General features: G+C 63.0%; 14 protein-coding genes. 12 read left to right on the top strand and 2 right to left on the bottom strand.

Annotation, left to right across the window (positions count from 1 at the left end):
• Positions 1–55 precede the first annotated feature (55 nt).
• On the bottom strand, positions 56–3,493 hold the full coding sequence (rne, locus tag RN347_RS07395) for a ribonuclease E (RefSeq protein WP_311960701.1): 3,438 nt from the start codon (positions 3,491–3,493) through the stop codon (positions 56–58).
• Positions 3,494–4,213: 720 nt separating this feature from the next.
• On the opposite strand from rne, the gene RN347_RS07400 reads away from it, so the two are divergent.
• From RN347_RS07400 to sppA, 3 genes are read left to right on the top strand one after another with little or no spacing between them, the layout of a single operon-like run.
• A complete protein-coding gene (locus tag RN347_RS07400) occupies positions 4,214–5,155 on the top strand; it encodes an RluA family pseudouridine synthase (RefSeq protein WP_311960702.1) in 942 nt (313 codons plus the stop codon).
• A gap of 9 nt (positions 5,156–5,164) precedes the next feature.
• Positions 5,165–5,818, top strand: coding sequence for an HAD family hydrolase (locus RN347_RS07405; RefSeq protein ID WP_263584261.1), 654 nt, complete (start codon positions 5,165–5,167; stop codon positions 5,816–5,818).
• Between the two features lie 37 nt (positions 5,819–5,855).
• A complete protein-coding gene (sppA, locus tag RN347_RS07410; protein WP_263584260.1) occupies positions 5,856–6,980 on the top strand; it encodes a signal peptide peptidase SppA in 1,125 nt (374 codons plus the stop codon).
• Here the strand turns inward: sppA and RN347_RS07415 are convergent.
• Positions 6,977–7,591 carry a Maf family protein gene (locus RN347_RS07415; protein ID WP_311960703.1) on the bottom strand — a complete coding sequence of 205 codons (615 nt, stop codon included), beginning with the start codon at positions 7,589–7,591 and terminating at the stop codon, positions 6,977–6,979. The two genes, sppA and RN347_RS07415, sit on opposite strands and share 4 nt — an antisense overlap.
• A 388-nt stretch (positions 7,592–7,979) precedes the next feature.
• On the opposite strand from RN347_RS07415, the gene RN347_RS07420 reads away from it, so the two are divergent.
• The 9 genes from RN347_RS07420 (at position 7,980) to mltG (ending at position 15,287) form a co-directional block, all read left to right on the top strand.
• Complete coding sequence (locus RN347_RS07420; protein ID WP_263584258.1) at positions 7,980–8,528, top strand: YceD family protein; 549 nt, start codon at positions 7,980–7,982, stop codon at positions 8,526–8,528.
• A gap of 36 nt (positions 8,529–8,564) precedes the next feature.
• Complete coding sequence (rpmF, locus tag RN347_RS07425; protein WP_252107626.1) at positions 8,565–8,735, top strand: 50S ribosomal protein L32; 171 nt, start codon at positions 8,565–8,567, stop codon at positions 8,733–8,735.
• A 42-nt stretch (positions 8,736–8,777) separates the two neighbouring features.
• Positions 8,778–9,830, top strand: a complete 1,053-nt coding sequence (gene plsX / locus RN347_RS07430; protein WP_311960704.1) for a phosphate acyltransferase PlsX — start codon at positions 8,778–8,780, stop codon at positions 9,828–9,830.
• Positions 9,831–9,917: 87 nt separating this feature from the next.
• Positions 9,918–10,880, top strand: a complete 963-nt coding sequence (gene fabD, locus RN347_RS07435; RefSeq protein WP_311960705.1) for an ACP S-malonyltransferase — start codon at positions 9,918–9,920, stop codon at positions 10,878–10,880.
• Positions 10,881–10,924: 44 nt separating this feature from the next.
• Positions 10,925–11,668, top strand: a complete 744-nt coding sequence (fabG, locus tag RN347_RS07440; RefSeq protein ID WP_263584255.1) for a 3-oxoacyl-ACP reductase FabG — start codon at positions 10,925–10,927, stop codon at positions 11,666–11,668.
• A 124-nt stretch (positions 11,669–11,792) separates the two neighbouring features.
• Entirely contained in the window at positions 11,793–12,026 is a 234-nt protein-coding gene (acpP, locus tag RN347_RS07445) for an acyl carrier protein (RefSeq protein ID WP_008956801.1), read from the top strand.
• 186 nt (positions 12,027–12,212) lie between these two features.
• Positions 12,213–13,451, top strand: coding sequence for a beta-ketoacyl-ACP synthase II (fabF, locus tag RN347_RS07450; RefSeq protein WP_311960706.1), 1,239 nt, complete (start codon positions 12,213–12,215; stop codon positions 13,449–13,451).
• A gap of 6 nt (positions 13,452–13,457) precedes the next feature.
• A complete protein-coding gene (pabC, locus tag RN347_RS07455) occupies positions 13,458–14,261 on the top strand; it encodes an aminodeoxychorismate lyase (RefSeq protein ID WP_311960707.1) in 804 nt (267 codons plus the stop codon).
• Positions 14,262–14,279: 18 nt separating this feature from the next.
• Positions 14,280–15,287, top strand: coding sequence for an endolytic transglycosylase MltG (gene mltG, locus RN347_RS07460; RefSeq protein WP_263584252.1), 1,008 nt, complete (start codon positions 14,280–14,282; stop codon positions 15,285–15,287).
• The last annotated feature ends 34 nt before the right edge of the window (positions 15,288–15,321 follow it).

The raw sequence follows: 15,321 nt of genomic DNA on the forward strand, positions 1-15,321 counted from the left end.
CGTGATTCAGACATAAAAAAACCCCGCCAGAGGCGGGGTTTTTCATGGGCGCGGTTTACTCCTGGCCGGTACTGCCTTGCTTGCGCTTCTCGCGCGGGTCGTTGTGCGCCCGGCGGCGGCGCTTCGGCGCCGGTTTGGCGGAGGCGCTGTCGCCTTGAGAGGCAGGCTCGGCGTTTGCCTCGTCAGCGCTCTTTTGCGCCTCGGTTGGCTCGGCCGCTGCGCGTTCTGTCGGCGCAGCAGGCGCTGCCTCCGGCTCGACCTCGGCCGCTACATTGGCGGCGCTGTCAGCGTTCGGATCGGTTTGATCCTCGGCGCTGGCATCGACCGTCGCGGCGATTTCGGCTTTTGGCGCTGGCTCAACGCTTTCGAGCTGCTCCGTCGGGTTTGACGTCTCGCGGCTCACGTTGAGTGAGGTCTCATCGGCAGGGGCTTCGTCCTGAGCCTCGGAAGAGGCGAGGGCTTGCTCCTTCGGCGTCTGAGCATCGTTTTCAACCGGCACGGGTTCGTCGGTCGGCGCCGGCTGCGCTTTGGGCGTTTCCTCGGCAACCGCTTGCCCGGAAGCCGCTTCCTGCTCAGCGGTCGCGGGCGTCTCGACGGCCGGGGTTTTTTCCGGCTGCGGTGCGACGCTTTCCGGCGCGGGAGTCGGCTCGGCGGTTTCGGCGTTTATCAACGCTTCGTCGGCGCTTGAACCCGTATCGGCATCCAGGGCATCGCTGTCGGTCGACGCTTTGGGCGCCTGGGCCGAGGGCTGAATGTCGCTCGGCGTCGGCGCGCTTGCCGCGTCAATCGTTTCCGGCTTGGCGGTGTCTGCCTGCGGCGTTTTTTGCTCAGCAACGGGCTCGCTGGTCTCTTGCAAAGCCTGTGCTTTGCTTTCCTGCTTCAGGGGCTGCGCGGCGAGAGCGTCTTCGGTGCCTGGCGCCGGCGCTGCAGCCGGGGCGTTCTCGGCGGCAGGCGCTTGCTCGCTCTTCGCCTTGTTTGCCGGTGCCTGCTCGCGCTGAGGGGACTCGACGCTTGCGGGCTCGCTTGCCGTACTCTTCACGTCGCTGACGCTTTCAGCGGGCGCCGGCGCGTTGGCGGCATCGCGCTGAAGCGCAAGCTGCTCGGCTTCGGCTTTCGGGTTGATCGCCTGCTTGCGCGAGCGGTTGCGCGGGTTGTTGCGAGTGCGCTTGGGCTTGCCATCGTCCTTGGGCGTGTCCTGCTTCGACTCGGCCTTGACGTCGGCTTTCTGCTCGCCCTTGGGCTCGGGCTTTGGCTCGCTTTTGGGCGCTGCCTTGGCGTCGGTCTCGGCGGGCGCGCGGCTCTCGTTTTTAGGCCTGGCGTCGCGCGACTTGTCGCGGCGGCCGTCGCTTCGTTTGTTGGACTGAGCCTGGCCGGCGTCGCTTTGCTCACCGCCGCGCTCGCCTTGACGCGCAGGCTTGGCGCTATCGCTGGCCTTCGCCTCGCCGGATTGCGCGTTGCTCGCCTGGGCGCTGTTGGACTGGCCGTTGCGACGACGATTACGCGTGCGGTTCGGGCCGCTGCGCTTGTCGCTCGACTCGTCGTCGCCCTTGGCACTTTGGCCACTGCGGGCCTCCGCTTGGCTCGACTCGCTGCGGGCCGCGTCGTTGTCCGGGCGCTTCTCGCGCGCCGGCTTTCCGCGCTCGCTGTTTTGACCGCGCTCACTGCCCTGGCCGCGCTCGTTGGAGGCGCTTTTTTCGCTTGTCCGGGGCTTGCGAGAGGCGGGCTCGGCGGCGGGCTTTTGCTCGCTGGTGGCGGCTTCATCGCTGCCCAGCAGTTTGGCGAAGCCGCGAATCAAGCGGCCCAGTACGCCGGTCTCCGCATTGCCCGGCGCCTCGGATTTGGCGGCGGGAGCGGGGGCGGTATCGGTTTGCAGCGATGCTGGTGCCGGGGCGTTGTGAGCGACGGTCTTGACCGCGGCTTCGGCGCGTTGGGCCGGCGGGGCGAAGCTTACATCCGGCTCCTTGCCGACCTCGGTCTCCATCGAGAGCTCGTAGCTCGAAAGGGTATGGCTTTCGTCCTCGTCGAGGTGATCCGAGCGCAGGCGTTGCACGTCGTAGTGTGGCGTGTGCATGTCCGGGTTGGGTAAGAGCACCACGCGAACGTCCTGACGCGCTTCGATATCGGCGAGCACGCTGCGCTTTTCGTTGAGCAAGAAAGTGGCGACCGGCACCGGCAGAATGGCGCGAATCTGGGCGCTGCGCTCTTTCATCGCCTCCTCTTCGATCAAACGCATGATCGAAAGCGACAGTGAGCGTACGTCACGAATGCTGCCCTGGCCGTCACAGCGCGGGCAGACCCCGCCGCTGGTTTCGCCAAGTGAGGGGCGCAGACGCTGGCGCGACATCTCCATCAGGCCGAAGCGCGAGATACGTCCGATCTGGACGCGCGCACGGTCGAGCTTGAGCGCGTCGCGCATGCGGTTTTCGACCTCGCGCTGGTTGCGCGCTGGGCCCATGTCGATGAAATCGATGACCACCAGCCCGCCGATATCGCGCAGGCGCAGCTGGCGGGCGATCTCGTCAGCGGCTTCCGAGTTGGTCTGAAGGGCGGTTTCCTCGATGTCGCTGCCACGGGTGGCGCGCGCCGAGTTGATGTCGATGGAGACCAGCGCCTCGGTATGGTCGATCACGATCGAACCGCCGGAGGGCAGCTTCACTTCGCGCTGATACGCCGTTTCGATCTGGGATTCGATCTGAAAGCGCGAGAACAGCGGCACTTCGTCGGTGTAGAGCTTGATCTTCTGCTGATACGACGGCATTACCTGGCGAATGAAGCCCAGCGCCTCGGCGTGAATGTCGGGGCTGTCGATCAGCACCTCGCCGATGTCCTGGCGCAGGTAGTCGCGCATGGCGCGAATGATGACGTTGGATTCACGGTAAACGAGAAACGGTGCCGGACGCTTGGAGGCTTCGGCAGTGATCGATTCCCACACCTGGGCCAGGTAGTCCAGATCCCACTGAAGCTCTTCGGCGCTGCGCCCGATGCCGGCGGTACGCACGATCAGCCCCATCTTGTCCGGCACGGTCATCTGCGACATCGCATCCTTGAGCTGGCTGCGATCATCGCCTTCGATACGCCGTGAGATGCCGCCGGCGCGCGGATTGTTGGGCATCAAGACCAGAAAACGTCCGGCCAGGCTGATGAAGGTGGTCAGCGCCGCCCCTTTGTTGCCGCGCTCCTCTTTATCGACCTGAACGATGACTTCCTGACCTTCCTTGAGCACTTCCTTGATGCTGGGGCGCCCGGAAACGTCTTTCAGAAAGTATTCGCGTGAGATCTCCTTGAGCGGCAAAAAGCCGTGGCGCTCGGCGCCGAAGTCGACGAACGCCGCTTCCAGAGAGGGCTCGACCCGGGTGATCTTGCCGCGGTAGATATTGGCTTTTTTCTGTTCGCGGGCGCCGGATTCGATATCCAGATCGTACAGGCGTTGACCGTCGACGAGCGCAACCCGCAGCTCTTCGGGCTGGGTTGCGTTGATGAGCATTCTTTTCATGGTGTCTCGCAATGCGTGTGCACCGATGCGCCGTCAAGGCGTTGGCGTCGACGAATCGCTTTTGCTGCGTGCTTGTGCTCGGCGCATGGCTATGCTGACGCATTGAGCCGGGGGCAGTGTGGCCCACGCGGCTAGGAGGCGTTGAGTACGTGGCGGAGGCAGAACGTGTTTCGGTGGCGTTGACGTCCATCCGGCCCTGCTGACACCGCCGACACCTGGCATTCATCGATTCGTCAACGCCGGTATCGGCACAGCGTTGATCCTGACGCGCCGGGCCGGGTTTTGGATGGCACTTTCGATCGATAACTCGAGCAGTGACATTTGAACCCCGAGCCGGGGCGTAACGTATATTCCAATTTTTCGCGGCGGCCAACCAGGCATCACCACGAACGCTACCGCCTGTCGGGCGGCAGGTTTACTGCGTTTTTTTACATCCGGTAATGGGTAATGCGTACACTATTCCATTGGACCTTCGCTCGGGCCTGCGTGTTGGACGGGCAGGCGCTTGGGCAGAGCGCTTGGGCAGGAAAACAACGGTGTCTGTCGGGCGTACCCAACCTGCATCACGCCCTGCCAATGAGCCATTTGGAATATAACAGGTAAGCCTGGCGCCAGCAATTGACGCAATGGCGCTAGCACTGGGTTAGAATGGGGCGCTTTGGCATTGATGGTTCTACAACCGACCAGACGAGTGTCACAACCGACCAGGAGCATGCGGCGATGGCCGAAGGGCGCGAAGTGCAGTGGGTGGAGATCGCCCCGGAACAGGCGGGTCAGCGGATCGATAATTTTTTGATGACCCGTTTAAAAGGGGCGCCCCGCGCCTTGATCTACCGCATCGTGCGTAAGGGCGAAGTGCGCGTCAATAAAAAGCGCGTCAAGGTGGACTATCGACTCAACGCCCATGATCTGGTGCGCGTGCCGCCGCTTCGCCTGACCCCGCGCGAGGCGCAAAAGGAGGTCAGCGACAGCCTGCGCGATCTTCTGATCGGCAGCGTCATCATGGAAGGCCCGGAATGGATGGTGTTGAACAAGCCATCGGGCCTTGCGGTGCATGGTGGAAGCGGCGTGAAGATCGGGCTGATCGAGGCGCTTAGGCAGGTGCGCGACGACCTGAGCTTTTTAGAGCTGGTTCATCGGCTGGATCGTGACACCTCCGGATGTTTGCTGCTCGCCAAGTCCCGCGAGGCGCTGGTGACGCTCAATGAGTCGCTCAAAAAGCACGCCATGGACAAGCGCTACGTGGCGCTGGTCAGCGGGCGCTGGCCGGCGCGCAAGACCTATGTCAGCGCACGCCTGGACCGGTATGACGCCGGCAACGGCGAGCGCCGCGTGCGGGTCGACCCGAATGGCAAGGTCTCGCGCACCCATTTTCAGGTGCTGGAAGCCTTCGAGAAAGCGACGCTGATCGAGGCGGAGCCGGTGACCGGGCGTACCCACCAGATTCGCGTGCACGCCGCCCACGCCGGCCACGCGCTGTTGGGCGACGACAAGTACGCCACTAAAGAGAGCGGCCACATGTCGCGCCAACTCGGCGTCGAACGGCTGTTTCTGCACGCCCGCGCGCTGACCTTTCCCGAGCCCGGTAACGGCCGCCCTGTTACGGTGAAGGCGCCGCTGCCCGAAGCGCTCGAATCCGCCCTTGCCCGCGCGCGCCGCTAAGGATCGACCATGCGTTATGAGCTGATCATTTTCGACTGGGACGGCACGTTGATGAATTCGGTGCCTAAAATCGTCGCCTGCATGCAGGCCGCCGCCCGGGAGGCCGAGTGGGGCGAACTCGAGGTGGGCGCGATCGAGAACATCATCGGCCTGGGGTTGCCCGAAGCGATTGCCACGCTCTGCCCGGGCATCGACGATGAGCGCGCCGAAGCGCTCAGGCAGCGCTACTCGCACCACTTCGTGGTCGAAAACACCACACCCATGCCGTTTTTCGATGGCGCCCTGGAGGGGCTTTCGCGGCTCAAGTCCCGTTCGGGGCAGCGCCTGGCGGTGGCCACCGGCAAAAGCCGCCGCGGGCTCGACCGGATCTTTCGCGAAACCGGTAGCGGCGAGCTTTTTGATGCCAGCCGCACTGCGGACGAAACCCGCTCGAAGCCCCATCCGCAGATGCTCGAGGAGCTCTTGTGCGAGCTCGATATCGATGTTTCCCGCGCGGTGATGGTCGGCGACACCGAGTATGACCTTGAAATGGCCCGCGCACTCGGTATGGACCGTGTCGGCGTCACCTACGGTGTCCATACCTCTGCCAGACTTCGCCAAAGCGAGCCCCGCTGGGTGGCGCACAGCGTTTCCGATCTTTTCAACTGGCTCGAAGGCGAGTAGCTCGCCCGACCGCCCATCCCGCTGACAGGAACATGCCATGAACAACGACGAGGGACGTTTCGACCCGCCGCCGCGCCGCCGTCTGGACGCGCAGAACGATACGGCGACCGGCCGTGAGGATCGCTGGACTCAGGGGCCGGAAGTGGCCAAAAGCGAGCGCGGCGAGACGCTTGCGGGCGCGCCGGATGACAGCAGCGAGACCCTGCGCGAGCGCCAACGGCTGGCGCAGATCGAAATGATGGATCGCTGGATCGGCGGCGTACTCACCGAGCAGCGCCGCAGCCGGCGTTGGAAGCTCTTTTTCCGTCTTCTCATGCTGACGCTGGTGCTCGCGCTACTCTTTTTTGCGCTCTACCGCGTATTCTTCCCGACTTCCGGTAGCGTGGCGCCAACGCAAAAGCACCTGGCGCTGGTCGAGGTTCATGGCGTGATCGCCGGTGATGCGCCGGCCAACGCGGAGCGCATCATCAAAGGGCTCGACCGCGCCTGGGAGGCGGACAGCGCGGCCGCCATCGTGCTGCATATCGACAGCCCCGGCGGAAGCCCGGTGCAGTCTCAGCGAGTCTACGCGGAGATCATGCGGCTCAGAGAGCAGGGCGACAAGCCGATCATCGCCGTGATCGAGGATATCGGCGCCAGCGGCGCCTACTACATTGCTTCGGCGGCGGACACCATCGTCGCCTCGCCGGCGAGCCTGGTGGGCTCCATTGGCGTGATCTACGCGGGCTTCGGTTTTCAGGAAGCGATCGATGAGCTCGGCGTCGAGCGCCGGGTGATGACCGCTGGCGAGAACAAGGCGTTTCTGGACCCGTTCCAGCCGCTGGATGACGAGATCGCCGCCTTCTGGCAGGGCGTGCTGGAGCAGACGCATCAACAGTTCATCGATGACGTCGTCGCCGGGCGCGGCGACCGGCTGGTGCAGAGCGACGAGCTCTTCTCCGGTTTGATCTGGAGCGGTGAGCAGGCAATCGAGCTGGGGCTCATCGATGAGTTGGGTAGCCTTGAGCAGGTCGCCCGCGCGCAGGTCGACGAGGCCGCCTGGGAGAATTATACCCCGCGCCTCGACCCCTTCGAGCGCTTTACGCGGGGCTTCACCGGCGCGGCGGCAGAGCTTCTGGGCGTCGAAACCACGCGCTCGCCGCTGCGTTTCGAGGCGCGTTAGGCCGTCGCCACGCGCTCGCCGAGCGGGTCCATGCCCGCCTGGCGCAAAAGCGTGCATAGCGCCATGAGCGGAAGGCCGATGAGCGCGTTGGGGTCACGCCCGTCGAAGGCGTCGAACAGCGTGATCCCAAGCCCTTCCATGCGAAAGCTGCCGGCGCTATCCAAGGGCTGCTCGGTCGCAACGTAGCGCTCGATCTCGTATTGAGTCAGCGTTCGAAAGACGACCTCGAAGGGCTCGACGATGACCTCGTGCTGACCGCGGCGGGTGTCGAGCAGCGCCAGGCCGGTCAAAAAGCGCACCCGGTGGCCGGAGAAGCGCGAAAGATTGGCGCAGGCGCGCTCATGAGTGTGCGGTTTGCCGAGGATCTCGCCGTCGAACAGCGCGATCTGGTCCGAGCCGATGATCAGGTGGTCGGGAAACTCATCGGCAACGGCGCTCGCCTTGCCCAGCGCCAGGCGGTGCACCAGCGCCTCTGGCGACTCATTCGACTCAGGCGTTTCGTCGATATCCGGCGAGCGGCACTGGTAAGGAAGCTGGAGGCGGTCGAGCAGCGCTTTACGAAAGCGGGAGCTCGAGGCGAGTACGAGCGGGGCATTGGCGACTTCGGGCACGGTGTTCTCCTTGGGCCTTTAAAGGGCGTTATAAAACGTCAGTATTCAAAAGTCGGTCAGCTCGGTAAAAGCACTCGTCCGGGTTGTATTAAACCGCTGTCGCCCACAAATTTTAAAACGCAGTGCAAGGCGGTTTATAAAAGACTTTGAAAACCTGATCTAAAACAGTAGTTAAAAACAGCCCGCCAGGGTAGTGCCGGATGACTCAACGTAGCTTTAGGCAGGCGGGCGCTTAAAGAGGAGAGCGCTTTTTAGAACGTTTTAATACCCATTGATAACGCTTTTTATACCGCCTTGCGTAAAACGTGTGAGATTAACGCCTAAAAGGGCAAAGAAATGGCGGTACGGCTTTGACAGGGCCGCGGCGAGTGCCTATCATTGCGCGCCTATGTTGACCTCACAACTCCCCAGTCGGGTCGAGCCTTATAAGCTCGCCGCCCGCGACGAACGACTCGAAGGCCAGGTGGCGCTCGATAGAATGCCCCGTTTGGCCGAAGAGGCTGGTGAACAAACCGGCGAATGCTTTGCATCGCTTGCGTTTGGTATCGATGCCCAGGGTCGTCGTGAAATTCGTGGCCATGTGCGTGCAACGCTCTCGCTTGCGTGTCGCCGCTGTCTGGTGCCGCTAAGCCAGGACGTGTCGAGCGACTTCCTGCTGGGAATGATTGCCGACGAGGCGCTGGCGTCCGAGCTTCCTGCCAGTCACGAGCCGGTACTGGTGGAAAACGAACAGCTGGACTTGCTGACGGTTCTCGAGGACGAACTCATCCTCAGTTTGCCGCAAGTGGTCTATCACGACGAGGCCGAGTGTCATGTCTCGTCAGATCAGCTGGTCAGCAAGACGGACGGCGCAGCCGATGCGCCTGCCCCCGCATCGAATCCTTTCGCGGTGCTTGGCGCCTTGAAAGGAAAGGACTCATCCGACGGTAAGAAGTAAGCGGTACTTACCTACTTAATCCAGGAGTAACATCCCATGGCAGTTCAAAAAAGTCGTAAAACTCGTTCCAAGCGCGGCATGCGTCGTAGCCACGACGCCCTGACGGGCCCGACCCTGTCCCAGGACAAGGAAACCGGCACTACCCACCTGCGCCACCACGTTGCGCCGGACGGCTTCTATCGCGGTCGCAAGGTCGTCGAGGTATAAGCCTCACGTCTTGTTTAAACGGCAAAACGGAGCCAGTCTCACGTGCGCCTGGCGATTGATGCAATGGGGGGCGATGAAGGCCCCCGTTGTATCGTCGAAGGGTCTGCCAGGGCGGTAGTCGAACGCCCGGAGCTTGAACTGGTTCTGTTTGGCCCTGCTCAGCGCCTGGCGACTGAGCTTAAGCGCTTGCCGCGGCCTTTGGCTGCGGCAGCGTCGCGTTTGGTGGTTCGTGATACGCCGGATTATGTGCGTCCGGACGCCACTGCGGCCTGGGCGCTACGCTACGGCCACGCCACCAGCATGGCCGCCATGCTGTCGATGGTCAAAAGCGGCGAGGCGAGCGCAGGCGTGAGCGCAGGCAACACCGCCGCGCTCGTCGCGCTGGCCCGACGCGACGTGGGGCTTTGCGGTGGGCTCTCGCGCCCGGCGATCAGCACGTCGATTCCGTCCGGGCAAAACGGGCGCTGCTATTTACTGGATCTCGGCGCCAACGTGGACTCGCCGCCGGAGCGGCTGGTGGATTTCGCCCTGATGGGGGCGGCGATGGCGCAGTGTCTGGACGGCATCGAGAAGCCCAGCGTTGCGCTATTGAACGTGGGAGTCGAGGCAGTCAAGGGCAGTGCCAGCGTGCGAAAGGCCGATGCGTGTCTTCGCGAGCGCGCCGAGTCGCTCGGTCTTGATTATCGCGGCTATGCCGAGGGCGGCGATATCTACCAGGGCGAGTTCGACGTGGTGGTCTGCGATGGTTTCATCGGCAACGTGACGCTCAAGGCGAGTGAAGGTCTGACCCGTATGCTCGTAAAGCGTTTGCAAACGGCGCTTGGGTCGCGTCCGAGCGGGCGGCTGGCGAGTTGGCTGGCAAGGCCCTTGTTGCGCCAGCTTCAGCATGAATTGAGTCCGGTGCGCTATAACGGTGCCACTCTTTTGGGTCTTAAAGCGAGCGTGGTGAAAAGTCACGGCAGCGCCGACGCCGAAGGTTTTTACTACGCGATCGAACGCGCGCTACACCAGGTAGCGCACAGTCTGCCCGCCCGTGTCGAGCGCCTGCTTTTAGAGCGAGGCCCGCGCGGGGCGAGCAATAAAACAACGCATTGAAAGTTGATTGGACGGCCGGCTGCCAGCGGCGCCGTCTTGTCCATGTGCTCGAATGAGCAAATGCCTACTAGAGCAAAGGTGAACGATATGTCACAACCCCTTGCCTTCGTGTTTCCCGGTCAGGGTTCGCAGCAGCCAGGCATGCTGCGCGAGCTGGCCGAGCGCTACAGCGTGGTGGGAACGACATTCGAGGAAGCGTCGGATGCCCTGGGCTTCGATCTGTGGAAAATCGTCCAGGATGGACCGGAGGAGGCGCTCAACAAAACGGCGTGCACTCAGCCGGCGCTTTTGACCTCAAGCGTTGCGATCTGGCGCGTCTGGCAGGAGCTCGAAGGCCCGCGGCCCGGCATCATGGCCGGCCACAGTCTGGGTGAGTACAGCGCCATGGTGTGCGCTGGGGTCGTGGGGTTTGCCGAAGGCGTGCGCATGGTGCGCCTGCGCGGCGAGGCGATGCAGGATGCCGTGCCCGACGGTGAGGGCGCGATGGCTGCGATTCTGGGCCTTGGTGACGACGCCGTGGAAGCGGCGTGCGCAAGTGCTGCCCAAAACGAGGTGGTCGCCGCCGTCAACTACAATTCGCCCGGCCAGGTCGTGATCGCTGGCCACAAGGGCGCGGTGGAGCGGGCGATCACTGCCTGCCAGGAAGCCGGTGCCAAGCGCGCGATGGCGCTACCGGTATCGGTGCCATCACACTGCGCGCTGATGCGTCCGGCCGCCGAGCGGCTCAGCGCCCACATGAAAGAGATCGAATTTCGCGCGCCACGCTATGAGGTCGTGCAAAACGTCGATGCAAAGGCTCACGCCGACATCGACACGCTGCGCACGCGGCTGATCGAGCAGCTCTATCAGCCGGTGCGCTGGTCGGCCTGCGTCGAAAAGATGGTCGACCAGGACGCAAGCGTTTTCATCGAGTGCGGGCCGGGCAAGGTATTGACCGGGCTCAACAAGCGTATCGTACGCTCGATCAAGGGGTTGGCGGTCAACGATCCGGACAGTCTCGAGCAGGCCCTCGAGCTTGCCCGCGAAGCGGTCGCCGACCATCGCGCGTAGGCGCTACACTGGTCAGATTCTCAAACGGTTAAAGGCAAAGCGTTATGACCATCGAAAGTAAAGTTGCGCTGGTAACCGGCGCCAGTCGCGGCATCGGTCGCGCCATCTCGCACGAGCTCGGCCGCCAGGGTCGCATCGTCATCGGTACGGCCACCAGCGAGTCCGGTGCGCAAAAGATCGATGCGGATTTGAAAGAGCAGGGTATCGAAGGCGCGGGTATCTGCTTGAACGTCACCGATCAAGCGAGCATCGATTCTGTGCTCAAGGAGATCGGCGAGCGTTTTGGTGCCCCGACCATTCTGGTCAATAATGCCGGCATCACGCGCGATAACCTGTTGATGCGCATGAAAGAAGACGAGTGGGATTCGGTCATGGATACCAATCTCAAATCCGTTTATCGTGTAAGTAAAGCTTGCCTTCGCGGTATGACAAAGGCACGCTTTGGGCGTATCGTATCGATCAGCTCGGTAGTGGCCACCATGGGCAATCTGGGCCAGACCAACTATGCGGCCGCCAAGGCGGGCATGGAGGGCTTTAGCCGGGCGCTGGCGCGGGAAGTCGCGTCTCGTGCGATCACCGTCAATACCGTGGCGCCAGGGTTTATCGCAACCGATATGACCGAGGCGCTGCCCGAAGCGCAGCACGAAGCGCTGTTGAAACAGATTCCTCTGGCGCGCCTGGGCGGGCCGGAAGAGATCGCTGCGGCGGTGGGCTTTTTGACCAGCGACGCGGCAGGCTACATTACCGGCGAGACGCTTCACGTGAACGGCGGTATGAATATGCGTTGATGGCCCGGATTCGACGGTTGCGTCGACCCTGGGGCGTCTATAAACTACCCGCAGCTTTTGGCTAGCGGTTCCCGATATAGCTGGTTATCAATAACGGCTAACTGTGAATGACTGGAGTACGTTGATGAGTACCATTGAAGAGCGCGTTAAAAAAGTCGTGGCCGAGCGCCTGAACGTCAAGGAAGAGGATATCCAGAATAGCTCTTCGTTCACCGAAGATCTGGGCGCTGATTCGCTTGACACCGTAGAGCTCGTTATGGCGTTGGAAGAGGAATTCGACACCGAAATTCCTGACGAAGAAGCCGAAAAGATCACCACGGTTCAGGAAGCGATCGACTACGTCAACGCCCATCAGTAAGGGCTGATCGACGCGATCGTCCAGACAGGCAGTCGATGTCTGGAGAAAAAAGAGCCGCCCCCATCCGGGGCGGCTTTTTTGTGTCGGCGGTTAAGTGAATTCGTTGGCCAATCTCCGGTATACTAGGCGAAATTTTTTACAGCAGGCCGTTTGGGTCTTGTACCAAGGATGCCGGGAGGAAAGCTGATGGCGCGTAGAAGGGTAGTGGTAACCGGGCTTGGCCTGGTCACGCCAGTGGGCAATACGGTCGAGCAAACGTGGGCCAATATCGTGGCGGGTAAAAGCGGCATTGCGCCGATCGAGCATTTCGATGCCAGCAGTTTCAATACTCGTTTTGGCGGGTCGGTGAAGGATTTCGATATCGGCGAGTACCTTAATCCCAAGGACGCTCGCAAGATGGATCTGTTCATCCAGTACGGCATGGCCGCGGGTGGACAGGCAATCAGCGACGCCGGGATCGAGTGCACCGAAGAGAACGCCGCGCGTATTGGTGTGGCGATCGGCTCGGGCATCGGCGGGCTTCCGATGATTGAGCAGAACCACAACGCGCTCAACAAGGGCGGCGCGCGGCGTGTGTCGCCGTTTTTCGTGCCCGGCTCGATCATCAATATGATCTCAGGCAACATGGCGATCCAGCACGGCTTCAAGGGCCCGAACATTGCGATCACCACCGCCTGTACCAGCGGCACGCATAACATCGGCTACAGCGCACGCACCATCGCCTATGGTGACGCCGATGTAATGATCTGTGGCGGTGCCGAAATGGCGACTACGCCACTGGGTCTGGGCGGCTTTTCTGCAGCGCGAGCGCTCTCCACGCGTAACGACGACCCGCAGGCGGCCAGCCGCCCCTGGGACGTGGATCGCGACGGCTTCGTGCTCTCCGACGGCGCTGGCGTGCTGGTGCTCGAAGAGTACGAACACGCCAAGGCGCGCGGCGCGAACATCTACGCCGAGCTTTCGGGCTTTGGCATGAGCGACGACGCCTTCCATATGACCGCGCCGCCGGAAGACGGCCGCGGCGCGGCGCTCGCCATGAGCAACGCCATCAAGGATGCCGGCATTGACCCGGAGAAAGTCGACTATATCAACGCTCACGGCACCTCGACCGCGGCGGGCGATCTCGCCGAAAGCCGGGCCATCGAGCGCGTCATCGGCGCGGGGGCCAAAAACGTGGCGGTGAGCTCGACCAAATCGATGATCGGCCATCTTCTTGGCGCGGCGGGCGCGGTCGAAGCGGTCTTCAGCATTCTGGCGATTCGCGACCAAATCGCGCCGCCGACCATCAACCTGGACAACCCGCAGCCGGGCTGCGATCTCGACTACGTGCCGCACACGGCGCGCGAGATGCGCATCGACACTACGCTCTCCAACTCCTTTGGGTTTGGCGGCACCAACGGCTCGCTGCTGTTCACGCGGGTATAAACGCCGATGCCCGAGGCCTGCCACGTACCCGGCGATGACCGCGGGCTCGCGTTTGGCGACGGGCTGTTCGAGACGGTGCTGATGCGCGCGGGCCAGCCGCTTTTGTGGTCTTCCCACGTCAAGCGTCTGGCCCGCGGTTGTCAACGGCTCGACCTTCCCATGCCTTCGCTCGATGCGCTGGAGGCGAGCTTTACGCTTGACCCGGCGCGCGGGCTCGAAGTGTTCAAGCTGGTCGTGACCCGGGGCAGCGGTGGCCAGGGGTACCAAACGCCCGAGGTATCCGAGCCGCGCCTGCTGGTGAGCTACCGCCCCTTTACCGCTCCGGTCGAGCGCTGGCGCCACGGCGCCTGCGTGCGACTTTGCGAGCTTCGCCTGGGCCATCAGCCCCGGCTTTCGGGCATCAAGCATCTGAGCCGGCTCGAGAACGTGCTGGCGCGCCAGGAGTGGCGTGACCCGGACATTCACGAAGGACTTTTGCTCGATACCCAGGGGCTGCTCATTGAGGCGGTCAGCATGAACGTGTTCTGGCGTGACCGCGGGCGAGTGTTCACCCCAATGCTCGAGCAGTGCGGCGTGGCGGGAACGCTTCGCGACGCGCTGATCGAGCAGGGCCACGTCGAGGTTGCCGAGATCGACGCGCGCGCGCTTTTGGGCGTCGAGGCGCTGTGGGTCGGCAACTCCGTTCAGGGGCTTTGGCCGATTCATACCCTGCTCGACGCCGGTGGTGCCGCGCTTGCGCACTGGCCGCTCACGCCAGGCAGCCTTCAGCGCGAGGCGCATCGTCTTCTGGGCTACCCGGATTCATTTTGACAAGAGGCAGCGAGTGACATGGTGAAACGACTGCTGGGGGCGCTGCTGGTACTAGCGCTGCTCGTCGGGGCGGCGCTGGCCGGCGGCTACGTGTACTGGCAAAGCCGGCTCGACGCGCCGGTGACCCTCGATGAACCGACGCTTTATTACGTAGCCCCCGGTACCGGGTTCAACCAGGCGATCGCCGATCTCGACGCCCAGGGCGTGGTCGACGATAGCTGGGCGTTTCGCCTGCTGGCGCGCATCGCACCCGATGAGGTGCCACGGCTTCGCGTCGGCGAGTACCGCATCACGCCGGACATGAGTGCGCGCGAGGTCATGGCGCTACTGGGCAGTAATGACGTGGTGACTTACGCGCTGACCGTGCCCGAAGGATGGACGTTTCGTCAGATGCGCGAACGTCTGGACCGCGCCGAAAAGCTCGACAACCGCACTGCCGGCATGAGCGATGACGAGGTGATGGCGCTTCTGGGTCGCGAAGGCACCTACCCGGAAGGCTGGTTCTTCCCGGATACCTACCGCTATCACTTAGGCATGAGCGACGTCGACATCCTTCGCCAGGCGCTCGAGCGTATGGAGCAGATGCTCGATGAGGCCTGGGAAGACCGCGCCGATGATCTCACCATCGAGTCGCCCTATGAGGCGCTGATCATGGCTTCGCTCATCGAGCGTGAAACCGGGGCGCCGGAAGAGCGTCGCGAAATCGCGGGCGTGTTCAAGCGGCGCATGGAGCAGGGCATGCGCCTGCAAACCGACCCCACGGTGATCTACGGTATGGGCGAGCGCTACGATGGGCGCATCACTTACGCGGATTTGCGTGAAGCCACGCCCTACAATACCTACGTGATCGACGGCATGCCGCCCACGCCCATCGCAATGCCTGGCCGGGCCTCACTCGAGGCCGCCGTCAACCCGCTTCCCGGTGAGACGCTCTATTTCGTCTCCAAGGGGGACGGCACGCACCATTTTTCGCGCACCCTGCGCGAGCATAACAACGCCGTCAATCGCTATATACGCAATCAGTAAGGCAGCGCCGGGGAGCCCGGCGCTGCTCACGGTT

The organism is Halomonas sp. PAMB 3264 (assembly GCF_031954245.1).
Lineage (GTDB): Bacteria > Pseudomonadota > Gammaproteobacteria > Pseudomonadales > Halomonadaceae > Vreelandella.